This window comes from uncultured Streptococcus sp. (assembly GCF_938036805.1).
Lineage (GTDB): Bacteria > Bacillota > Bacilli > Lactobacillales > Streptococcaceae > Streptococcus.
The window spans coordinates 1-21,388 of record NZ_CALHWC010000168.1 but is presented as its reverse complement, the minus strand read 5'-3'; the positions used below and the strand labels follow the sequence as shown (position 1 = coordinate 21,388).

General features: G+C 42.6%; 20 protein-coding genes and 2 pseudogenes. 4 read left to right on the top strand and 18 right to left on the bottom strand.

Annotated elements, in window-relative coordinates; genetic code table 11:
* Window positions 1-692: 692 nt before the first annotated feature.
* Window positions 693-1,664, bottom strand: coding sequence for an AraC family transcriptional regulator (locus Q0191_RS06895; protein ID WP_297665039.1), 972 nt, complete (start codon window positions 1,662-1,664; stop codon window positions 693-695).
* A 17-nt stretch (window positions 1,665-1,681) separates the two neighbouring features.
* The gene (locus Q0191_RS06890) at window positions 1,682-2,500 is read right to left on the bottom strand and encodes an oxidoreductase (RefSeq protein WP_297665037.1); all 819 of its coding nucleotides are present in this window, start codon (window positions 2,498-2,500) and stop codon (window positions 1,682-1,684) included.
* A 189-nt stretch (window positions 2,501-2,689) separates the two neighbouring features.
* Between Q0191_RS06890 and Q0191_RS06885 the strand changes: the two are divergent.
* Window positions 2,690-3,835 (top strand): annotated as a pseudogene (locus tag Q0191_RS06885) (low temperature requirement protein A).
* A 49-nt stretch (window positions 3,836-3,884) separates the two neighbouring features.
* On the opposite strand, the gene Q0191_RS06880 reads toward Q0191_RS06885, so the two are convergent.
* Entirely contained in the window at window positions 3,885-4,340 is a 456-nt protein-coding gene (locus Q0191_RS06880) for an N-acetyltransferase (protein WP_297665035.1), read from the bottom strand.
* Between the two features lie 75 nt (window positions 4,341-4,415).
* On the opposite strand from Q0191_RS06880, the pseudogene Q0191_RS06875 reads away from it, so the two are divergent.
* Window positions 4,416-4,583: pseudogene (locus Q0191_RS06875) on the top strand (dehydrogenase); the annotation flags it as partial.
* 271 nt (window positions 4,584-4,854) lie between these two features.
* On the opposite strand, the gene groL reads toward Q0191_RS06875, so the two are convergent.
* From groL to Q0191_RS06810, 13 genes are all read right to left on the bottom strand, one after another.
* Window positions 4,855-6,477 carry a chaperonin GroEL gene (groL, locus tag Q0191_RS06870; RefSeq protein WP_297665033.1) on the bottom strand — a complete coding sequence of 541 codons (1,623 nt, stop codon included), beginning with the start codon at window positions 6,475-6,477 and terminating at the stop codon, window positions 4,855-4,857.
* A gap of 23 nt (window positions 6,478-6,500) precedes the next feature.
* Window positions 6,501-6,782, bottom strand: coding sequence for a co-chaperone GroES (gene groES, locus Q0191_RS06865; RefSeq protein WP_223368189.1), 282 nt, complete (start codon window positions 6,780-6,782; stop codon window positions 6,501-6,503).
* A gap of 142 nt (window positions 6,783-6,924) precedes the next feature.
* On the bottom strand, window positions 6,925-7,215 hold the full coding sequence (locus tag Q0191_RS06860) for a DUF202 domain-containing protein (RefSeq protein ID WP_149555839.1): 291 nt from the start codon (window positions 7,213-7,215) through the stop codon (window positions 6,925-6,927).
* 17 nt (window positions 7,216-7,232) lie between these two features.
* The gene (locus Q0191_RS06855; protein ID WP_039975565.1) at window positions 7,233-8,072 is read right to left on the bottom strand and encodes a PTS system mannose/fructose/sorbose family transporter subunit IID; all 840 of its coding nucleotides are present in this window, start codon (window positions 8,070-8,072) and stop codon (window positions 7,233-7,235) included.
* Window position 8,073: 1 nt separating this feature from the next.
* The gene (locus tag Q0191_RS06850) at window positions 8,074-8,919 is read right to left on the bottom strand and encodes a PTS sugar transporter subunit IIC (protein WP_005591586.1); all 846 of its coding nucleotides are present in this window, start codon (window positions 8,917-8,919) and stop codon (window positions 8,074-8,076) included.
* A 124-nt stretch (window positions 8,920-9,043) separates the two neighbouring features.
* On the bottom strand, window positions 9,044-9,538 hold the full coding sequence (locus tag Q0191_RS06845; RefSeq protein WP_045500394.1) for a PTS sugar transporter subunit IIB: 495 nt from the start codon (window positions 9,536-9,538) through the stop codon (window positions 9,044-9,046).
* Between the two features lie 38 nt (window positions 9,539-9,576).
* Entirely contained in the window at window positions 9,577-10,008 is a 432-nt protein-coding gene (locus Q0191_RS06840) for a PTS sugar transporter subunit IIA (RefSeq protein WP_297665023.1), read from the bottom strand.
* A 179-nt stretch (window positions 10,009-10,187) separates the two neighbouring features.
* The gene (locus Q0191_RS06835; RefSeq protein ID WP_297665021.1) at window positions 10,188-11,471 is read right to left on the bottom strand and encodes an ABC transporter substrate-binding protein; all 1,284 of its coding nucleotides are present in this window, start codon (window positions 11,469-11,471) and stop codon (window positions 10,188-10,190) included.
* On the bottom strand, window positions 11,468-12,151 hold the full coding sequence (locus tag Q0191_RS06830) for a response regulator transcription factor (protein ID WP_061908824.1): 684 nt from the start codon (window positions 12,149-12,151) through the stop codon (window positions 11,468-11,470). The genes Q0191_RS06835 and Q0191_RS06830 overlap by 4 nt, the downstream gene beginning before the upstream one ends.
* Window positions 12,144-13,457, bottom strand: coding sequence for a sensor histidine kinase (locus tag Q0191_RS06825; RefSeq protein WP_048766093.1), 1,314 nt, complete (start codon window positions 13,455-13,457; stop codon window positions 12,144-12,146). Before Q0191_RS06825 ends, Q0191_RS06830 begins: the two co-directional genes overlap by 8 nt.
* Window positions 13,457-14,443, bottom strand: a complete 987-nt coding sequence (locus tag Q0191_RS06820) for a substrate-binding domain-containing protein (protein ID WP_297665015.1) — start codon at window positions 14,441-14,443, stop codon at window positions 13,457-13,459. Before Q0191_RS06820 ends, Q0191_RS06825 begins: the two co-directional genes overlap by 1 nt.
* A gap of 211 nt (window positions 14,444-14,654) precedes the next feature.
* Window positions 14,655-16,433: an ABC transporter ATP-binding protein gene (locus tag Q0191_RS06815; protein ID WP_297665013.1), complete on the bottom strand. Its 1,779-nt coding sequence runs from the start codon at window positions 16,431-16,433 to the stop codon at window positions 14,655-14,657.
* 1 nt (window position 16,434) lies between these two features.
* Complete coding sequence (locus Q0191_RS06810) at window positions 16,435-18,141, bottom strand: ABC transporter ATP-binding protein (protein ID WP_297665011.1); 1,707 nt, start codon at window positions 18,139-18,141, stop codon at window positions 16,435-16,437.
* Window positions 18,142-18,298: 157 nt separating this feature from the next.
* Between Q0191_RS06810 and Q0191_RS06805 the strand changes: the two genes are divergently transcribed.
* Both Q0191_RS06805 and galU read left to right on the top strand, forming a co-directional pair.
* Window positions 18,299-19,315, top strand: a complete 1,017-nt coding sequence (locus tag Q0191_RS06805) for an NAD(P)H-dependent glycerol-3-phosphate dehydrogenase (protein ID WP_297665009.1) — start codon at window positions 18,299-18,301, stop codon at window positions 19,313-19,315.
* Window positions 19,316-19,345: 30 nt separating this feature from the next.
* On the top strand, window positions 19,346-20,272 hold the full coding sequence (gene galU / locus Q0191_RS06800) for a UTP--glucose-1-phosphate uridylyltransferase GalU (RefSeq protein WP_297665007.1): 927 nt from the start codon (window positions 19,346-19,348) through the stop codon (window positions 20,270-20,272).
* A gap of 267 nt (window positions 20,273-20,539) precedes the next feature.
* Here the strand turns inward: galU and Q0191_RS06795 are convergent, their stop codons facing one another.
* On the bottom strand, window positions 20,540-21,223 hold the full coding sequence (locus Q0191_RS06795; protein WP_297665005.1) for a rhomboid family intramembrane serine protease: 684 nt from the start codon (window positions 21,221-21,223) through the stop codon (window positions 20,540-20,542).
* The coding region (locus Q0191_RS06790; protein ID WP_297665003.1) for a 5-formyltetrahydrofolate cyclo-ligase at window positions 21,207-21,388 on the bottom strand (182 nt) is incomplete at its 5' end. The genes Q0191_RS06795 and Q0191_RS06790, both read right to left, overlap by 17 nt.

The window sequence follows — 21,388 nt, the reverse complement described above, 5'->3', positions numbered from 1 at the left end:
TCGGTATTTACTAAGAAAAAAGGGAGCCTAAAGGCTACCTCAGAACGTAGACAAACGTCATTTTTGGCGTTTGTCTTTTTGTATGTTCAAAGATATTTTGTCTTATCATCTACTATTCCATCCAAAAATCTGATTTAAATCAAAATAAAAAGGGATATTCCCTATCCATTTCGATAATTTTTTCATTAATTTGTTTTTCCATTTTATCCTCCGATTAGTCTCGCACTGATATTTATTGATAACAACACTATATTTCTAGTATAGCATAATCATCAGATATTATAGGTTTTCAAACCAAATGAGAGTCATTCGTTTTTGCCCCACTTTTGCCCCATTTTTAAATCATGACATTGGAAATACCTAAAAGTACTTCCCTAAAATCACTTATATTTCAATATTTTTAATTACTCTCAATATGAAAATCCTTTCCAAATCCATGCAGGGGGCATAGAAAGTATGACTTAAAAGCCTTGGAATCCAAGGCTTTTTCATTATTTAAACGGGCTCTGCCCCATCATTTGCCTCCACATTTTTTGGCTCTATAATTTCTGTAGTGGGTAAAACCACTGTAAGAATTATGGAGCCTTTTTCTGTAGCTAAGAGACTATTGTCCCAGACCCTTTTGTGTAAGCATTACCATTCACTCTTTATAGAAGAACAGTTTAAAAACGCCTTTAGGGGCGTTTTTTCTATTAATGAGGCAGACCTCTATATTGTGAAATGGTCTGTCCTGTCCACTTTTTAAAGGCTCGTGAAAAAGACGATACTTCCGAATAACCCAGCAAGTAGCTAACATCTTCTGTTGTCATTTCTGGATTTTTGAAATAACTAAAGGCTAGGATTTTTTGAATATTTTGTAATTCTTGATTAAATTTGGTTCCTTCTGCTGTTAGGTTTCGTTGCAGGGTGCGACTGCTTATGCCTAATGACGCTGCTATATCTTCAATGGTAAAGCAACCACTTGGAATAGCTTGATAGAGTTTTTGTTGGACAATACCTGTGAAACTTTCACTGGTCATTGCTTCTGCTAAGCGTTCCTTGAGTTGAGGCTCTAGGTAGTCCAACATGACATTATTGGCTGTGAGAAAAGGCTTCTCCAAGTCAGACTTTTCAAAAACCAGTTCATTCCCTTCCATTACTTCCACTTGGCAGCCAAAAATACCAATACTAGCTTCATCATAAGAATAAGGAGTCCCGACATGGACTGGGACAATCTCTTCACCAGTTCCCGTCCGAATCAAATCAAGCAACAACAACTGTTCGTTAAGAACTGCAAAGCGAGGTAGGTATAACCCTGGATAATCATAACGATAGCTCACACGGACAAGATCATCAAAAACTTCTATGTTTACGACAATCGGACCCGTAATCTTCTTGTATTTGGCAAAATGCTCTATCGCAGCCAAACCGTTTTTAGAGGATAGGGCCGCGAAAAAAGGAGGCATAAACATTTGAATGTCCTTGATACGGCTCATGGCGATGATTTGCTCATCATTGGCCACCTGATCAAAAGCTATTAACAGATGATAATAGTCCAGAGTTGAGAGATTCATTTCCTCTTTCCAGGTGCTATCTGGTAGATTAGCCAATTCCAGAATCGTTTTCAGATCCAACCCCATAAGGCTTAAATTTTCAATATACTGTTGACTGAGACTAAGGCGCATAAGCTTTCTCCATTCTATTAACGGAAAGTCATCAACATCATGCGATCAAAGAATTTATCGCCAAAGATGCGACGGATTCCTACCAAGAGCTTGGCTCCACGTCCAACAAGATAGCGAGTTTTAGGGTTACGAGCATTGATGATTTTGATAACTGTACGTGAGATGACTTCTGGCTTAGACCCTGGTGCTGGGTTGTTCTCCATAGCTTTAATATAAGCGTTCACCAAACGACTATATGCACCATTTTTAGATTCATGAGAGAAGTTTTGACCAACTGCTGCGTTAAAACCAGTATTGATCGCTCCAGGTTCTAAAACAACCACCTTGATGCCAAACTCCTTGACTTCCATACGGAGACAGTCACTAAAACCTTCAATGGCGTGTTTTGAAGCATGGTACCAAGCACCCAGTGGTGTGTAGATTTTTCCACCCATTGATGACGTATTGATGATAAGACCATCCTTTTGCTTACGCATATAAGGCAATACTTTCTTCGTCAAGCGGGCAACACCGTAGACATTGACTTCGAACTGTTGTTGTGCTTTTTCCATTGAAAGGTCTTCGACAGGACCATAGAGTCCGTAACCTGCATTGTTCCAAAGAACATCGATGCGACCTTGTTCTTCAATCACTTTTGCAACAACTTTTTCAATATCCTCTTCGTTTGTTACGTCCATTTTCATGATACGGCCACCAAGTGCTTCAAGGTCTTTCATTTTATCGACACTACGAGCAACAGCGTAAACTGTGTGACCAGCTTTGATAAGGTCTTGGGCTGAAAGTTTCCCCATACCTGATGAAGCGCCTGTGACTAAGATAACTTTTTTATTTGACATAATGATTTCCTCTTTATTTCATTTGGTTTATGAGACTATTATACAAGACAGAAACCGACAAGTGAATGACAAAAGAAGACAAGATATTGACAATTTACGACATAGTTTTACTAACTACTAATATCCTTTTCTTTCATTGCTGCTTTCTGTTATAATAAATTGTTACATCATAACTAGAAAGAACCTACTATGACAAACTTTATCAAACACAAACGGGTAGAATTTTCAGAGCTATTTTATGATCTGGTTCTGGTCTTTGCCATTTCAAAAACAACGGCCCTCATTCACCATCTTCATGACGGTATTTTGACCTGGAATTCTCTCTTTGATTTTTTCATGTCTCTATTAGTGCTCATCAATTCCTGGATGATTTAAACCGTTTATACCAATCGCTATGGGAAGAACTCTTTATTTAACATGGTAATCATGTTTATCAATATGGGCCTCCTGCTCTTCATTTCAAATATGATTGGCCATGATTGGCAGCTCTATTTCCACTCTTTTTGCTGGGCCGTTGGTACCTTATCCCTCACCCTCTTCTTCCAATATCTGGTGGAGTATTATCGAAAATCGACAAATGCCGTCGATCGAAAAAGTATCAAGGGTCTTCTCTGGATGACAGGGCTGCGCACATTTGGTGTCTATTTAGCAGCTCTCCTTCCAATCAACCTTGGTATCTATGTCTTTGTTCTCAGTATCCTCCTTACCTTTATTATGCCCATTACCATTACTCGCACGACCATGTATTTTCAAGTCAATCTCCCCCATTTAATCGAGCGTATCTCCCTTCTAGTCATTATTACTTTTGGGGAGATGATTATGGGGCTAGCTAACTTCTTTACGATCGAGAATTTCTCGATTTATTCCCTTCTTTATTTCATGATCATGCTTTCTCTGTTCTTGTTTTATTTCAGTCAATTCGACCATGCCATTGATGAAGCATCTAATCAAAAGGGAATATTTCTAATTTATAGTCACTATCCTATTTTCATTGGACTGATTATGATGACTGTTTCGATGAGTTTTCTTCTGAATCCTGAAGCCAATCATCTCTTTGTGACCAGCTTCTTTTATATCGGAATTGGACTCTTCCAGGCTGCTGTCCTAGCAAATGGCCCCTATAACAAACACTATCTTCGTTTTTCAAAACGTTTCTACTTTATCCAAGCTGGAATCTATATTATCGCCTTCCTTCTTTCTCTAACCTTTGCTTCTAATCCTATGATAGTAGTGAGTATTGCAACCCTCTTGACCCTAGCTAAAGAAATTCATTTTGCTTATTTTTATATTAAACAGACTAAAAAGTTTTCAACAGTTGACTGGGAGTTGTTTTAATGAGTTTATAACATTAAAAAAGCTTTGTGAACCAAAGCTTTTTTACTTTCTATCTAAACTTTTTCATGATGTATTTTCGTACAGGTTCTTCAACCATTTGAACGATTTCAAATCCTTCTTTTTGGTAAAGATTCTGAGCTCTTTGATTTGCCTCGTAGACATTTAGAGAAACACTATCTATGTCTCCATTTTCAAAGGCCAAACTAACAAATTTCCTTAAAGCCTGGCTACCTAAGCCTTGCCCCTGTTTCTGGGGGTTGATAAAAAATCTCCCGATATGAAGATTACTGTCTTCTAGCCTGATTTTCTGGATAAGCCCGACAAACTCTTGTCCATCAAAGATTGAAAAGATTCCTTCCAAATCTTGCAAGACTTGAATTGTCAAGGGAAAAGGAATCATTGTTCCCATCCATTGTTCTTGAAAGGATTTGCCGAGGGAGTTAGACCATTGGCATACGAATTGAGCGTTTTCTATACTTACCTTTTCTTCAAAACGAATTGTCATCTTTTTTACTCACCATCTTATCTGTGTTTCTCTATTATACTACTTCTTCCATTTTTTACGAATAGATAAGTGTAATATCTCACATTGTCAGAAGAAATCAGGGGTTTGACTGGCTACTACTTTGACGAGAAAAAAGTAAAGTCAGTATCTGAAAAAGGCTACACACTTGAAAAAGCGAAAACGTTAATCACTTATTGTAATGATAGAATTGAGTTGTTCCAAAACAAGTCCGAAACAGTTTAACGTTCTTAGTCCTGGCTAAGTAGCGTTAATTTCCAAAACGAAAGTATTCTCTACTGCTATCAGATTATTTGCCCCATTTTGAAATAATCACATTTACAATCACTCCAAACAGCTTTCGAAAATCATTTACATTTAAAACTTTTCATTATTTTACAAGTTTTCATTTCCTTATCCGCACAATAAAAAAACTTCAAACCATTGTTTTTAACCAATAGTTTGAAGTCTTTTTACTTTATTGATTTCAAAAAAGTTGTACTTTCTCCGATGTGTCCTACATCATGCCGCCCATCATGCTTGGATCCATAGCTGGTGCTGCTGGCGCAGGTTCTGGTTTATTGGCCACAACAGCTTCTGTTGTCAAAATCAAGCTAGCTACAGAAGCGGCATTTTGCAAGGCTGAACGCGTCACCTTAACTGGGTCAATGATTCCAGCTTCAATCATGTTGACCCATTCGCCAGTCGCAGCATTAAAGCCTGTACCTGCTTCAGAGTTTTTCAGACGGTCAATGATGATAGAGCCTTCAAATCCTGCATTCAAAGCGATTTGGCGAACAGGCTCTTCCAAGGCGCGAAGTACAATATTGCGACCTGTCGCTTCATCTCCTGTTAATTCGAGACCAGCAACTGCACCCAATACGCTGACAAAGGCTGTACCACCACCAGAGACGATTCCTTCTTCTACCGCTGCACGGGTTGCGTTAAGGGCATCTTCAATGCGGAGTTTCATTTCTTTAAGTTCGGTTTCGGTTGCGGCACCGACCTTAATCACCGCCACACCACCGGACAATTTAGCCAGACGTTCTTGCAGTTTTTCCTTGTCAAACTCAGAAGTTGTACTTTCGATTTGTGATTTGATAACGGCCACACGATTGGCAATGGCTTCAGGATTGCCAGATCCTTCCACAATCACAGTGCTGTCCTTGTCAACAGTGACTTTAGAAGCTTGTCCAAGTGCTTCAATAGTAGCGTCTTTGAGCTCTAGGCCAAGATCATCTGTAATTACTGTACCGCCTGTCAAAATAGCGATGTCTTCCAACATAGCCTTACGACGGTCACCGAAACCTGGCGCTTTAACAGCCACTACATTAAAGGTTCCGCGAATCTTGTTGAGAACCAGAGTTGGCAAAGCTTCACCATCCACATCATCTGCAATAATCAAGAGCGGACGGTTGGTTTTCAAAATACTTTCCAACAATGGCAGAATTTCTTGAATGTTAGAAATTTTCTTGTCTGTAATCAAGATATAAGGGTTGTCCAGATCAGCCACCATTTTTTCACTATCCGTCACCATGTATTGGGACAGGTAGCCACGGTCAAACTGCATTCCTTCTACGACATCCAGCTCTGTTTCCATACCTTTAGACTCTTCGATGGTGATAACGCCATCGTTGCCAACTTTTTCCATAGCTTCAGAGATGTACTCACCGACTTTCTCACTGCGAGAAGAAACGGCAGCAACCTGAGCAATCGCTTCCTTGCTAGAAACCGGAATTGCCGTTTCTTTCAGAGCGCTGACAGCAGTCGCAACGGCTGCTTCAATCCCGCGGCGGATACCGATTGGGTTGGCACCAGCAGTTACGTTTTTGATGCCTTCGCGGACAATAGCTTGGGTCAATACAGTAGCAGTCGTTGTTCCGTCCCCAGCAATATCATTGGTTTTTGAAGCTACTTCTGATACCAACTTAGCACCCATATTTTCGAAATGATCTTCCAGTTCAATTTCCTTGGCAATGGTCACACCGTCATTGGTGATGAGGGGTGAGCCAAAAGATTTTTCCAAAACGACATTGCGTCCTTTAGGCCCCAAAGTCACCTTGACAGTATCTGCTAAAATATCCACACCACGAACCATTGCACTGCGTGCATCTGATGAAAATTTAATATCTTTTGCCATTTTTAAACCTCTTTCTTAGATTTTTACTCCACAATTGCAAGAATGCTTGCTTCTCCAACAACCAAGAATTTCTCATCTTGATCTTTGACTTCAATGCCAGCATGGCTTTCAACTAAAACCTTATCACCTGGCTTGACACTTAGTGCAACCAGCTCTCCGTTCAACGTACGGATGCCTTGGCCGACTGCGATGACTTTTGCTTCTTTTGTCGCGTCTTGTCCTGCACCAGCAATGACAAAGCCACCAACTTTCTGTTCTTTTTCTTCTACTTTTAAGACCACACGGTCACCTAATGGTTTTAACATCTTTTTCCTCCAAAGATTGAATTTTTAGCACTCTATGACGCCGAGTGCTAATCTATAGTTAATATTGTATCACTTGGTCAGAAATAGTCAAGAAAAAACTTTGCCGAATGACAAAGTTTTTGGGGGAAATTAATTGGAAATATTATTGAGCTAACTTCAGTTTTTCTTCAAAATCATCAATAACCTTTTGCAAATTTAGTCTACCCTTGTAGATGCCATAGCCAAAGACCAGCATGACAAGAATTCCCAAAACAGCTAAGATGACTCCTACGATGAAAAGAAGCAGATTGGTTCGATGAAAGAGATAGATCAGGACAAAACCGATACTGGCAATGGTAAAGAAAAGACTAAACCAGCGTCCGAGATTTTCAATCATATGCTTCTGATATTGAATTTCTGTTTCATAGCCTTGAATCAATTCTTGTTCTGTCATGATTTTCCCTCTTTTTCTTAATATTGGAGACCTGGGTTAAAGAAGCCAGCCAGTACACCAAGGAAGGCGATAACAACTAGAATGAGCATCACTTTGATTGGAGAAAGGTTCTTCTTGGCCATGAGCCACCAGCAAAATACGATAAAGACCGCTGTCAAGAGACCTGGATAAACACCATCTAATTTATCTTGTAAGACAAGGTAAGGCTCTTTTTCACCCGGATTGGTCAATTGGAAAGCAGTTTTGATAGGTACCCAAGTTGCTGCAACAGCACCGATAACCATTCCGCCGACAATCCCAACAGATTTACGGATAGCTTGCCCTTGTTCTCCTACTAAGAATTCAACGGCCTTGTCTCCTAATTCATAGCCTTTAAAGTAAGCAAAACGCATACCGAAATAAGCTAGCAGATTCCAAACTAGGATATAGAAGATAGCACCGACAGGTGAGCCTCCATTTGAAAGTCCCATTGAGATCCCCAAAATAACTGGAATCAAGGTTCCAACGATCAGAGAGTCACCGATACCAGCAACCGGCCCCATCAAGCCAGCCCGAAGTCCGTTGATGGTTTCGTCATTTACCGCTTCTGCACCATTGGCACGCGCTTCTTCCAAACCAGCTGTGATCCCAACGACCAGAGTACCCAGCTGAGGTTCCGTGTTGAAGAAGGCTGTATAAGTGTGCATAGAGCGTGCTTGTTCTTCTTTTGTATCGTACAATTCTTCCACGATTGGTAGCATAGAAGTCAAGTAACCAAAAGTCTGCATGTGCTCTTGAGAGAAGCAGGTCAAGTGACCATAGTACCAGTGGTGGAATGATTTGGTCAGTGTTTTTTTAGATATTTTTTTAGTTGCCATCTTAGATATCCTCCTCGTCATCATCGTCAAAATCACCTACTGCCACAGCACTAGCTTTGACATTTTTCGCCATCTGTACTTCATAGAAGAGCAGGGCAAAGATCAGTGATACAACTGCACTAGACACAAGGTTGAGACCAAGTGAGGCAGCCAAGGTAAAGCCAACGAAGAATGGGACAAAGTCTGTCACTTTTTCAACGATTTGTTTCAAGAGAATCGCAATACCGACACATGGGAGGAGAGAACCTACTGTGAAGAGGGTTTTCATTGGTAGACCATCCATTGGGAGGGCATCTTTCAGAGCTGTAACGGCATCAGCACCGTAACGGCAAAGAATCAGTGTTGGCAAGAAAGAGAAGAGGAAGTGGGAAACCCATGGCAGATACCAGTCAACCGCATACAATTTTTTGTATTCTCCCTGTTCGACTGCTTTCCAGCCCATGTGTTGCCATACCAAGTTCATTGTTGCTGTTCCGTAGAAGAGAACAGTTCCCAGCGTACCAACCAGCACACCCATTGATTTTGCAAAGTCAGCAGCCTGCTGAGCATCTGAAATCCCTTGTGATTTGATCGCAACCATCGCCAAAGGAATACCGATGTAAGAAACTGCACGGACATCAGCCGAAACAGTACCGCCAGGTGTTACCAGCGCGATATACACCAACTGCATGGCTACCCCACAGATAATACCGAGACTCACATCTCCTAAAATCAAACCACAGACGAGGCCTCCGACAAGCGGACGTCCAAGTGTATAGTTACCAATACTTGAGCCACCCATACCCGGCATAGAAGACAAACTAGCAAAGATACCAAGTATTGCGGCTTGCAACCAAGAAATTGTCATAATCTTTCTCCTTTAAGTAAGATCGAGCAGTAGTAGGAGCTCAGTTCCAGCTCCTTCAAATAGACCTCGCTTGGCAAGGCTATAGAAAGCTCAAAACTTTGCACTGCTTAACTTCTGCTCCTGTTTAAAAACCAAATTTAGATTTGAAATCGCTCCAGTAACCGATGGAAACGTCTGGAAGCAGCTGGAATTTTACCTTGTAACCTGCTTTTTCAATCGCTTCGATCGCTTCCGCTTCTTCTTGTGTGATGGATTGATTGTTGCCCAGCTTAACAGCTCCCGGACGGTCATTGGCTGGTCCGACGATGATTTCTTTGACATCGCCTGGCACATAGCCTTGGTCCACTAAGATTTCTTTCATATCAATCGGATTTTTGGTAATCAAGAAATATCGGCTGTCAGATTCAGTTACCTTGCCAGATTTTTCCTTGAAGGCTTCCTTAGTCCAAACGAAAGTTTTCTTGTCAGAAGCCCCTTTGTAGGCTTGAATCAAGACTTTGTTGCTGGCTGCTGCATCATTGACTGCAATCAGCCCATCACAAGGATATTCCTTAGCCCAACGAGTGACCGTTTGACCGTGGATCATGCGGTCGTCAATCCGTACAAATGTTACTACCATTTTGAATCTCCTATCTAAGTTAGTAAATGAATAACTTTTTAAATGTCGTCTTCCTCATCATCGTCTGATGAAACTTCAAACTCCTGCAAGGCTGCCGTCGCTTCTGAAAGAATCGTCTGTGCAAGATCTTTGCCTTCCAGCATATCCTTCATCACAAGCCCAGTGAGCCCCATCGTCAGATTCAGCCCTCCAAGAATGACTGCCGAATCTAATTTGCCTAATTCTGCTAGGACACTAGCCGCTGTGGTCAATGGACTGCCTCCTACAATATCGGCCAAAACCAAGACTGTATCCTCTGCTTCTAAACCTGCCAAGGCTTGGCGGAAATCGAGAGCAAAATCATCAACTGATTTTCCCTCTTTCAGACCCACGGCGATGATTTGGTCTGTTTTATCACCAGCAAACATCTTCAAGGAGCTTTGTACGCCTTCAGCTAGCCCCCCATGACTGACCAGTACAAGATATTTCATCTTTCCTGCCTCCTTATTTTCTTGATTCTATTGTACACAAAATGAAACCGCTCCCCTATTGTCAAATGTCACTTTGGAAAGATGACAAATGTGAGTTTAGATGTGACAAATGTCATATTGGTCTAGTCACCCTTTACTTTCTTTCTGGGTTAATTAGAAATAAAAAAGAAAGCAGAAAATTATCTGCTTTCTATTTCTCTTTGAATGCTCGGCAAGGCACTGTCAATCTCTTGATTTCCCAGAGCTTCCTTAATCAAATAATCAAGCCTTTCCAAGGTCTGCCGATCGACTTCTTGTCCAATATCTATGATAGAACGCTCCATCATACTATCTAGCCTCTCAGAAGTCAGAGAATCCAAGCCGAAGTCATCTGCCTGCAGAATTTGTTTGGTTTGCTGACTTTTCACTACGGAGGGCAAGACTGAAGTTCCCTGCGATTTTTCAAACAAGGTCTGCTGGCTTTCTTTGTCTTGTGACAGCAAGAGCATAAATTCCCAAGCCAGCTTCTCTTGCTTAGTGTTGGAAGACATGCCAAAGAGGGAAGTCTTGACCTGCGTTCCCATCACCTTGCTATTGGCTGTCGGCATCGGGATACAGGTCCAAGAAAAGCTAGAATATTTGGCAACATGATAAGGATAAGGCTTGTAGGTCCGATACTGGGCTAGACTCATAGGATAGAAGGCCACTCGCCCCTCATCAAAGTCATGAGAAGTCACCTTATAGTGCTGGCTGAGCATGTCCAGCTTGCTCATAAAGGCCAAGGCTTGGTGCATCTCTGCGCTGTCTACATTGTTGATACCGGATTTATCGGTCAAATGGCCGCCGTAAGCTACCAGAGCTTGCTGCCAAGTGTAATCTGTTATACCGTACTGGTCCACCACGCCATCGCCATTGGTATCCTTGGTTACTTTTTTGCAAATCTCATAGAAATCCGCCAAAGTCCAGCCTGACTCAGGAATGCTAATTCCTTCTTTTTCAAGCAGGTCTTTATTGACACACATCATGATAGGATTGCTCTCGACTGGAAGAGCATAGCTGACTCCCTGATATTGCCCAGCTTCATAAGCGACGGGATAAAAGGCTGTCCGTTCATCATCCGTTAAAAGGGTATCCAAGGATTTGAGGGCACCAGCCGAGGCCAACATGCTAAAGTCGTTTTCCGGTACCATGAAAAGATCCGGCTGTTCGCCTTTTAAGACGTGCTCTGCCAACCAGTCAGCGTAATCCTTCTTGGGAATTCCGCTTTCGTAAACAACCTTGACATGAGGATGTGCCTTTTCAAACTTTTTAATCAGGCTGTCCATGGCCTTGTTTTCACGACTATTTGGAACATCCCAGCTAGAGCCCGCATAGACACCGATGCGTAGGACTTTTTCATGACTAGACGACCAAAGTGCGAAGCTTAAAATACCTGAAACAAGAACCAAAACAAGAACAACCAAATGTCTAAGTCGCCACTTCATTTGTCACTTCCCTTGCTAAAGTCTCGCTGGGTGACTCCGGTCTGCACGGCCCAGATAGCCAGCTGAGTCCGGTCACGCAGATTCAGTTTAGATAGAATCCCTGATAAGTAATTGCGCACGGTCCCTTCCGACAGATAAAGCTTGGCTGCAATCTCCTTATTAGAAATCCCAAAGCCAATCTGCTGGATAATCTTCCACTCCGTCCGGCTCATGTCCTCTACATTTTCCTCTGACACCGTGATAGCAAAGTTAGACTGGGCCATCTGTGAAAAGATTTTGAAGACCTTGGTGGCAATATTAGGATTGATCATAGCTCCGCCCCGATAGACTGTCTGAATGGCTTCGTGAAGCTCTTCTGTCGAAACCCCTTTGAGAATGTAGCCAGAGGCACCGTATTTTAGAGCGGAAAAGATAAATTCATCGTCATCAAAGGTCGTCAGAATGATAATCTTAACATCTGGATACTGCTCTTTGACAGCCTTGGTACAGAGAACACCGTCCATGACCGGCATGCGGATATCCATCAAAATCACATCTGGGCGTACCCGATGAAGCTTTTCCAGAACTTCCTTGCCATCTCCAACTGTCCCGACTACCTCGATGTCAGCATGAGCAGACAGGATGATTTGCAGAGACTCACGAATCAAGGCCTGATCGTCTGCAATTAAAACTTTAATCATTCCAACCTCCTATTTTGGGGATTTCAATGTAGGTATAAAAGCCATCTCGATTTTCAAAATGAACTTTTCCACCGATAATAGCCAACCGTTCCTGCATTTGCTTTAGACCATAGCCATAGTGCAATTCATCAAAACCTACACCATCATCTCGAATGGTCATAATATAATTTTCTTTTTCTAACAACTCAATCCACACGGTCTTGGCGTGCCCGTGACGCACAGAATTGGTAATTGATTCCTGCACGATGCGAAACACAATATCTTCTTTGGCAATATCTAAATCGATCGTATCCCATTCATAAAGAAAATGAATATCCAAATTGGAAATGGCTTCATACTCTCGGATAATCTTTAACAAAGCCTCTTTCAGACTATTATTCTCCAGAGTACCCGGCCGCATTTTATTGAGCGAACCTCGAACATCCCGAATCCCGTCACGAACGACGACCGAGACATTGTTGAGCTGTTCCTTGGCCCGCTCAGTATCAATATCCACTAGGACCTTGATGGCATCAATTCCCGCTGAGATACCCGTCAAAGCATGGCCCAGTGTATCGTGAATCTCTCTGGCAATCCGCTTTCTTTCTCGGTCTTCAGCAATTTTTTCTGACAAAGCTAGATAGCTATTCAGCTCCCGATTGGCCTGAGAAGCCATGCGAAGCTCCTCCTCAATCCGATGCCGTTCTGTAATCGCCGACATGATATAAAAGAGCAAGGATATCATAAAGACAACAATATTGAGGGAAAAAAGAAAGTTCTTACCAAAAAGTAACAGCAAACGTATAGATTCTGGATAAAAACGAATATAGGTATCCAATGAAGGCAGTTTGACAAAGAGCGACAGCAGGTCGTAGTTTGACAATAGCAACATACTGAAACTCAAAATAATAAAGGAAAACCAGTATTTTTTGTCCTTGGAGGCATTGAACTCTTTGGAGCCATAGAAAATATCTGCAAAAACAAGAAGAATCAGCCCGTTGTAAGACGAATGCAAAGCAGTAAAGATGACCAGCATCAGCAAAATCTCAATCATGGTCACCTTATCATAAACGGATAGCTGATTGGGATGCTTTTCCCGATAGTACATCACCAGCAATAGGCAGGCATAAAAGATAATGGAAATCAGAAAAATGAAACTGGGCGATCCTGGAATGGCATCCAAACGTTCCAAAAGCGAGTGACTGAAGCCTCTTGTTACGACATAATTGGTTGCAAAGAGGTAAATCGAAGCATTATAGACAATGGCTATAAAATTGATGACCATCAGAGCTATTTTACTGTAAAAAATGCTTTTGTTTGGTTTCATTACTGCCACCCTGTAATTGTATACTCGCTGATATTGTCCTTATTTATCAAGCGGACTGGTATCAAATACTGTCTATCACAGGACTTCTTTTCCCGCAGCATCTCAATCACTTCTGCCACCTTTCGTCCCATCTGAATAGGCGACTGAGCCACCGTTCCTTGGATGTCATTCGTATTGGCCAAAAAATTCTTAATATCTGGAGAGCCGTCAACCCCATAGATATAAATTTTTTCTGTGACACCTTGATCTTTGATTGCTGCCAAGGCACCGATTGCTGCACGGTCATTAAGAGCCATAACAACGTTAAATTCCAAGCCATTATCCAAGGCATTTTTGACCTGGGGCATGCTTTCTTCGGTCTGTCCCAAAGTCTCCAACTGAGAAACGATTCGATAGCTGGGATTCCCCTTGATCGTATCCAGAAAGCCCTGTAGACGATCCATCGCTGAGATGGCATTCTGGTGTTCAAGCAAGAGAATATCTGCCTCAGAAAGCCGACTCATCATATCTTTAGCAATCAAAACTCCTGCTTGATAGTTATCCGACACGATCGTCGTGTCAACGGCTACTTGCTTACTCATTGGCGCATCTACCACGATAATGCGAATACCAGCTTTTTTAGCTTTATTCAGAGCCCCGATAATAGCTGGGCTATCACTCTTTACTGGGTTGATGACGATGACATCCACTTTCTCTTTGATAAAATAAGCAATTTGCTGGCTCTGCTTTTTCTCATCTAACTCCGAATCACGAACATAGAGCCTACTCCCCTGTTGATTGGTTTTTTTCTCCAATTCAGCATTCAAGGTTTGATAAAAATCATTGTTCATGGTCATATAGGTCGCCCCGATTTTCATTTGATTGCTGTCGGGCATGCTAGCCTTAGAATAAATAAAAGCAAGGCAACAGATTACCAGCACAAAAGTAGACCAGAGAGCGCATTTCTGGCAAGTCTGAATCCTCTTTTTCCCCTTACTTGATCCCATTCCCATCTCCTAGTCACCTATACTTACTAACACTTCACTTACGTTTATTATATTATAATCAAGCGAAAAAGCAAAACGTTTCTTGAATGCTCTAATCAATCAGAGGATAAACGACAGACTTTTTTAGCTTCTAATTTTTAGGGCAAGATAAATGAATATCAAAAACAAAAACGAAGGTAGCCTCATGAAATACCTCCGTTTCTGTATGTATCTATTCAAACACAAATTGATTGTGGTAGAGCTCAGAATAGAAGCCACCTAGATGCAGCAATTCATGATGATTGCCTCTTTCAATGACTTCCCCATCTTTTAAGACAATAATCTGGTCCGCATTCAATATGGTCTTCAATCGGTGAGCGATGACAAAGCTGGTTCGGCCTGCCACAATGGCCTCCATCGCGCTCTGGATCTTGCTCTCGGTTACCGTATCAACATTGGAGGTGGCCTCATCCAAGATCAGTACTTGAGGATCGGTCAAAAGGGTTCGAGCAATTGAAATCAATTGCTTTTGACCTGTTGAAAAGATGTTTTGATCATCATCTACGATCGTATCATATTTATCAGGCAAGCTTTCAATATACTCGTGAATATGGGTAGCACGCGCAGCGATTTCAACCATCTCCTGACTTGCATCCGGCACTCCAAATCGGATATTGTCTCGAATGGTTCCACTGAACAAGACAGAATCTTGCAAAACGATACCTACATGACTGCGCAAGCTATCCAAGTCATAGTCTCGGATATCGCGTCCGTCAAATTCGATACTACCCTTATCCACATCGTAAAAACGATTGATCAGGTTCATAATGGTCGTCTTTCCTGATCCTGTCGGTCCTACAACGGCAATCATTTTACCTTTTGGCGCTGAAATGGAAACATCTTTCAAAATCGGCTTGCCTTCAACATAAGAGAAATCCACATGCTTTATCTCGACGCCTTCTCTCAGCTCGGTAAAGGCTGGAGCATTCTGCGGGCGCACTTCCTCAGGCGCATCAAACATTTCCTGAATCCGATCCGCACCAGTGAAAGCCAGCTGCAGGCTTCCCCAGCTTGCCGCAACCTGAATGATAGGCTGATAGTACTGTTGAGAAAACTGTGTAAAGGTTGAAATCAAACCAATGGCTACCGAGGTCTTCACATTAGGATCATTGAGCATAATGGCTGAACCCACAAAAATCACGATCGCCGTATTGATCAGGCTCATTCCGTTCATGACAGGAAAGAGCAAGCCAGAAAAAGCGCGTCCTTTAAAGGTGGCTGACCGAACCTTATCATTTTGCTGAACAAAGCCTTTGATGACTTCTTCTTGCATCCCCTGCACAATAACTGCCTTCTGGCCGGAAATCGTCTCATCCATGTAAGCATTGAGCTGACCGACTTCTTTTTGCTGCAAGTCTGTGTACTTGCGAGCTAACTTGACGATGGACACCAAGACAATGATGGCTACTGGCGTACTGGCAATCGTCACCCAAGCCAAGGTCGCATGCCGCATAAACATAATGATAATCAGGCCGATGTAGAGAGCAATATTGCTCATCACTTGGACTAGACTCTCGTTGAAAGCCTGCAAGATATTATCTAAATCGCTGGTAAAACGCGACAAGATATCCCCGTCTTGATGGCGGTCAAAGAAGGAAACGGTCAAGCGAGCCAATTTTCCAAAGAGCCCCTTACGCATTTCATTAGTTGAGTAGGAGATGATCCGACTCATCAGCAGCATGTAGATCAAGCTAGATAGCGAAAGGAAGATGAAAGCCAGCGCCAAATTCCACATGATTCCTTGAAAAGCGGCAAAGGCAGAAACATCGCCTGAAGCCAGCTTGCCACTCGCAAAAGCACTGCCCAACTCCACCAACTCACTGATCGCTAGACCGGTAAAAATCGGAAAGAGAACCTGTAAAACCGTCGAGATGACAATCATAATCATAACGACCAAAAAGGCCAGTTTATACTGTTTAAAATATTGCCAGAAAAATTTTGCTGTCTTCATATTAGTCCTCCTTTCCTTTTTGAGTCTCATAAATTTCTCGGTAGACATCATTTGTAGCGACCAAGTCCGCGTGTCTACCTTGGCCAATCAAACGTCCTTGATCTAGCACCAAAATCTTATCCGCATGGACAACGGAGCTAATCTTCTGGGCAATAATGATGGTTGTGGTTCCCTTCAAATCCTTGTTCAGCGCCTCTTGAACCAGCTTTTCGGACTTGGCATCCAGAGCTGAAGTCGAGTCATCTAGGATCAGAATATTGGGATTGCTGACGACACCACGCGCGATGGACATTCTCTGCTTTTGTCCGCCAGAGAAATTATTTCCCCGTTCTTCGACTTGGCTGTTGTAGGTATCTTCCATGCGATTGATAAACTCGCTCGCCTGAGCAATGCGCGCCGCCTGTTCTAATTCTGGCAGGCTAGCATTTTTCTTTCCTTGACGCAGATTGTCCGCAATCGTCCCCTTAAATAAAATAGCTTTTTGCAGAACGATAGAGACATTTTTTCTCAGCGAAGCTTCACTAATGTCGCGCAAGTCCTTGCCACCAATCTTGATAGAACCTTCCTGAGGATCAAAAAGGCGTGGAATGAGCTGGGCCAGAGTTGATTTCCCTGCTCCCGTCGCTCCGACAACACCAATCATCTCTCCCGGTTTGACTTCAAAGCTAATATCCTTGAGCATGGGCTCTGTATCTGTCGGATAGGTAAAGGTCACATGGTCAAAGACCAGACTACCTTCCAGATCTTCTTCAGCTTCATTCTTGAAGGTCATCGCTGGCTCTGTATCCAAGACCTCCTTGATCCGCCGAATCGACACCATGGCACGCGTAACGGTATTGCCCAAAAAGCCAACCATGATGATGGTAAACATGATTTGATTCAAGTAAGAAATGAAAGAAACAATCGAGCTAACCAAGCCTGGATCCATCTGTATCATGCTAGACAAGAGCCACATGGTCAGATAGACAGCCCCGTAGCCGACGATCATCATCATTGGTTGAACGATCGAAAAGGTGTAACCAATAAAGAGATTTTGCTCCAAAAGTTCATCTGAAACTTGCGTAAATTTCTGATACTGCTCTCTCTCCTGCACGAAAGATTTGACGACACGGACGCCACGCAGATTTTCTTTGGCAATCGCATTGATCTTTTCTAAGAGAACTTGGAATTTGGCAAAGCGTGGCCCCATCAAGCCCATCATCACTCCTGTCAAAAAGAAGACCAAAAAGACCATCAAGACAATCACCCACCACAAGGAAGGAATGGTCACCACCGCCAAAATAAAGGAACCTAAAAATAAAATAGGCAGGCGGAATAAAATCTGAAACATCATCATGACCAAATTTTGTACTTGGTTGATGTCATTGGTCATGCGGACAACGAGATTCCCCGCATTGAACTGTTCAATATTGGCATAAGAGAAGGTCTGTATTTTCCGAAAGGTTTTTTCCCGTAAATCTGACGACACCCCTTGCGCAATATAGGCTGCCAGGGTCACATTTGCCCCGCCAGCAAGCAGGCCAACTAGACCAAAACCCAGCAACCAAGCCCCTAAACGATAGATTTCTTCACGATTTCCTGATAAAAGAGCATTCAAGACATCTTTGAGATACAGGGGCTGCAACAGCGAGCTAGCCAGCATCAGCGATGTCATCAGAAGAGATAGAAAGATAAATAATTTATAGGCTGATAAAGCTTTTCTGAACATAATTCCTCCTCGTAGATTTTTAACTTTGTTTAGCTTCCTTACTATATCATAGATAAAAACAATGTCAAGTAAGAAATTTCAGTTATTCTATGGTACAATATAATAAATAACTCTAAATTGATTGAGTCCTTTTATAGGTCTTGTACAAGGAGAAAAGATGGATAAACAACGAATTGCTGTGATTGGCCCCGGTTCTTGGGGAACGGCTCTATCGCAAGTTCTCAACGATAATGGTCATGAAGTCCGGATTTGGGGCAATATTGCAGAGCAGATTGACGAGATCAATCACCAGCATACAAATAAACGCTATTTCAAAGATGTGGTTCTAAGCGAGGAAATTAAGGCTTATCATGACTTGAACGATGCTCTAGAGAACGTAGATGCTGTGCTTTTTGTCGTACCGACCAAGGTGACCCGTCTAGTAGCCAAACAAGTTGCGCAAACCTTGGATCACAAGGTAAAAATCATGCACGCATCCAAGGGACTGGAGCCTAACAGCCACCAACGGATTTCGACCATTCTGGAAGAGGAAATCCCTGCTGACTTGCGTAGCGAGATTGTCGTTGTTTCAGGTCCTAGCCACGCTGAGGAAACCATTGTTCGCGATATTACCCTGATTACCGCAGCATCCAAGGATCTTGAAACTGCTAAATATGTACAGGAACTCTTCAGCAACCACTACTTCCGCCTCTACACCAATACCGATGTCGTTGGAGTAGAGACAGCAGGTGCTCTGAAAAATATCATCGCAGTTGGAGCCGGAGCTCTCCACGGACTGGGCTATGGTGACAATGCCAAAGCTGCCATCATCACACGCGGTCTGGCTGAAATTACCCGATTGGGTGTCAAACTGGGAGCCAACCCTCTGACTTACAGCGGTCTTTCTGGTGTTGGCGACTTGATTGTCACAGGAACTTCTGTCCACTCTCGCAACTGGCGGGCAGGAGATGCGCTGGGTCGTGGCGAAAAATTGGCTGATATTGAAGCTAATATGGGCATGGTTATCGAAGGAATCTCTACGACCAAGGCAGCTTACGAACTAGCTCAAGAGCTCGGTGTCTACATGCCAATTACCCAGGCTATTTACAAGGTCATCTATGACGGCCATGATATCAAAGATGCCATTCATGATATGATGAGCAATGAATTCAAAGCTGAAAATGAGTGGTCTTAAGTTACAGTATTTTTTATAAAGGAGAAAGTTATGCCAAAAGTCAGAAAAGCAGTCATCCCTGCAGCCGGTCTCGGTACCCGCTTCTTGCCAGCCACTAAAGCACTGGCCAAGGAAATGCTGCCGATCGTTGACAAACCAACTATTCAGTTTATCGTCGAGGAAGCTCTTAAGTCTGGAATCAAAGACATTTTGGTTGTCACAGGGAAGTCAAAACGCTCCATCGAGGACCACTTTGACTCCAACTTTGAGCTAGAATACAACCTCAAGGAAAAGGGCAAGAACGACTTGCTCAAGTTGGTGGATGAAACCACTGGTATTGGCTTGCATTTCATCCGTCAGAGCCATCCACGTGGACTCGGGGACGCCGTCCTTCAAGCTAAGGCCTTCGTCGGAAATGAACCGTTTGTGGTCATGCTAGGTGATGATTTGATGGATATTACCAATGACAAGGCAGTGCCACTCACCAAACAACTCATGGATGACTACGCAGCAACCCACGCATCTACCATTGCAGTTATGCAGGTTCCTCACGAAGAAGTCTCAGCTTACGGCGTTATTGCACCGCAAGGCGAAGGAGTCAATGGCCTCTACAGCGTTGAAAAATTTGTTGAAAAACCAGCACCAGAAGATGCACCAAGTGATTTGGCCATTATCGGACGCTATCTGCTCACACCAGAAATTTTTGAAATCCTAGAAAAACAAACTCCCGGCGCCGGCAATGAAATTCAGCTGACGGATGCCATCGATACCCTCAACAAGACTCAGCGTGTTTTTGCCCGCGAATTTAAAGGCGACCGCTATGATGTCGGCGACAAGTTTGGCTTCATGAAAACTTCTATCGATTATGCCCTCAAACACCCTCAAGTCAAAGACGATTTAAAACAGTACATTATCGATTTAGGCAAAAAATTAGATAAGAAAACGAAAAATAATAGAAGTGCACAAGCAATAGATTAGCTGATGCATCAGCTTTTTACACTATACAAAAAAACACCTAGATTTACTAGGTGTTAGATTGAAGAAAAAGTCTATTTTTGACAATTTCTTCAATCTTTTTCTTTGTACTGTATAAAGTAAAAAAACTCTTAAAAATAATGTCACATCAACATCTATAAGAGTTTTCACTATATGGTAATCAACCTCTATCAGCAATTTTTCTATTGCTGATAGAGGTTGGCAACATTTTGGAATACCACTTTAAAAAGCGGTATTTGGGTTCATTTTTTAAAAAATTGGTCGTTGAAAAGTCAGAAAAATCAGAATAGCTGCTAATCCAAGGTAGGCCGCTAATGCTAAATAACGTTGAGACTTGCTAAAAGCGTAGCGCTCTCCCGAAACTGGTAATATCACAGCTCCTAAAGCTCCACCGACTAGACCGCCCAAGTGCCCTGCAAGACTAATTCCCGGTAAAAAACTCATGATCAGATTGACAGCCAGCAGGCTCATATAGGACTGACCCAGCTGCTGCAGATAGTAGTTTCGCGTAGCATAACGAAGCACAACAACGGAAGCAAAAAGACCGAAAAGAGCAGTAGAAGCCCCAGCTGCCAGGCTGTCGGGTGAAAAATAGACCACAAATAAGTTCCCCATCACGCCTGACATGAGGTAGAGTATCAAGAATTTCCATGGTCCGAAAATATCTTCTATCTGACGGCCAAGGAAATACAGAGTGAGCATATTGACCACAAAATGCTCTAAACCAATATGGACAAATATGGCGGCAAAAACTCGCCAAAATTCCATAGGCATCTCTTGGATTGTATAGCCACGTACTGCCCCAAAGTAAGACAAGGCTTCGGAATTGCTGTATTGAGAACCGTAGGAGAGAAACATCAAGACAAAAACAAGGCTCGTCAGGATAAGCAGGATGCTTGTCACAGGATAGTCTCTATCAAAGATTTGTTTCATAAATGAGTAACTCCTTTACCGCAACATCATGTTGAGCTGGTGTAAAATCTGCCTGCTGGACTGCATAAATAGTGCTGATGGATGCTCCTGCAAAATCAGCCAGGTAACGGTCATAGTAGCCACCGCCGTAACCGATCCGAAACCCTTGAGAATTGAAGACCACGC

Bases quoted from the DNA above. Each gene is read 5' to 3' on its own strand.
- Q0191_RS06820 (WP_297665015.1), bottom strand. From the start codon at position 14,443: ATGGGATCAAGTAAGGGGAAAAAGAGGATTCAGACTTGCCAGAAATGC.
- Q0191_RS06835 (WP_297665021.1), bottom strand. From the start codon at position 11,471: ATGAAGTGGCGACTTAGACATTTGGTTGTTCTTGTTTTGGTTCTTGTT.
- Q0191_RS06840 (WP_297665023.1), bottom strand. From the start codon at position 10,008: ATGAAATATCTTGTACTGGTCAGTCATGGGGGGCTAGCTGAAGGCGTA.
- Q0191_RS06850 (WP_005591586.1), bottom strand. From the start codon at position 8,919: ATGACAATTTCTTGGTTGCAAGCCGCAATACTTGGTATCTTTGCTAGT.
- Q0191_RS06880 (WP_297665035.1), bottom strand. From the start codon at position 4,340: ATGACAATTCGTTTTGAAGAAAAGGTAAGTATAGAAAACGCTCAATTC.
- Q0191_RS06810 (WP_297665011.1), bottom strand. From the start codon at position 18,141: ATGTTCAGAAAAGCTTTATCAGCCTATAAATTATTTATCTTTCTATCT.
- Q0191_RS06815 (WP_297665013.1), bottom strand. From the start codon at position 16,433: ATGAAGACAGCAAAATTTTTCTGGCAATATTTTAAACAGTATAAACTG.
- groES (WP_223368189.1), bottom strand. From the start codon at position 6,782: ATGTTAAAACCATTAGGTGACCGTGTGGTCTTAAAAGTAGAAGAAAAA.
- Q0191_RS06825 (WP_048766093.1), bottom strand. From the start codon at position 13,457: ATGAAACCAAACAAAAGCATTTTTTACAGTAAAATAGCTCTGATGGTC.
- Q0191_RS06845 (WP_045500394.1), bottom strand. From the start codon at position 9,538: ATGGTAGTAACATTTGTACGGATTGACGACCGCATGATCCACGGTCAA.
- Q0191_RS06805 (WP_297665009.1), top strand. From the start codon at position 18,299: ATGGATAAACAACGAATTGCTGTGATTGGCCCCGGTTCTTGGGGAACG.
- Q0191_RS06855 (WP_039975565.1), bottom strand. From the start codon at position 8,072: ATGGCAACTAAAAAAATATCTAAAAAAACACTGACCAAATCATTCCAC.
- Q0191_RS06895 (WP_297665039.1), bottom strand. From the start codon at position 1,664: ATGCGCCTTAGTCTCAGTCAACAGTATATTGAAAATTTAAGCCTTATG.
- groL (WP_297665033.1), bottom strand. From the start codon at position 6,477: ATGGCAAAAGATATTAAATTTTCATCAGATGCACGCAGTGCAATGGTT.
- Q0191_RS06830 (WP_061908824.1), bottom strand. From the start codon at position 12,151: ATGATTAAAGTTTTAATTGCAGACGATCAGGCCTTGATTCGTGAGTCT.
- Q0191_RS06795 (WP_297665005.1), bottom strand. From the start codon at position 21,223: ATGAAACAAATCTTTGATAGAGACTATCCTGTGACAAGCATCCTGCTT.
- galU (WP_297665007.1), top strand. From the start codon at position 19,346: ATGCCAAAAGTCAGAAAAGCAGTCATCCCTGCAGCCGGTCTCGGTACC.
- Q0191_RS06890 (WP_297665037.1), bottom strand. From the start codon at position 2,500: ATGTCAAATAAAAAAGTTATCTTAGTCACAGGCGCTTCATCAGGTATG.
- Q0191_RS06860 (WP_149555839.1), bottom strand. From the start codon at position 7,215: ATGACAGAACAAGAATTGATTCAAGGCTATGAAACAGAAATTCAATAT.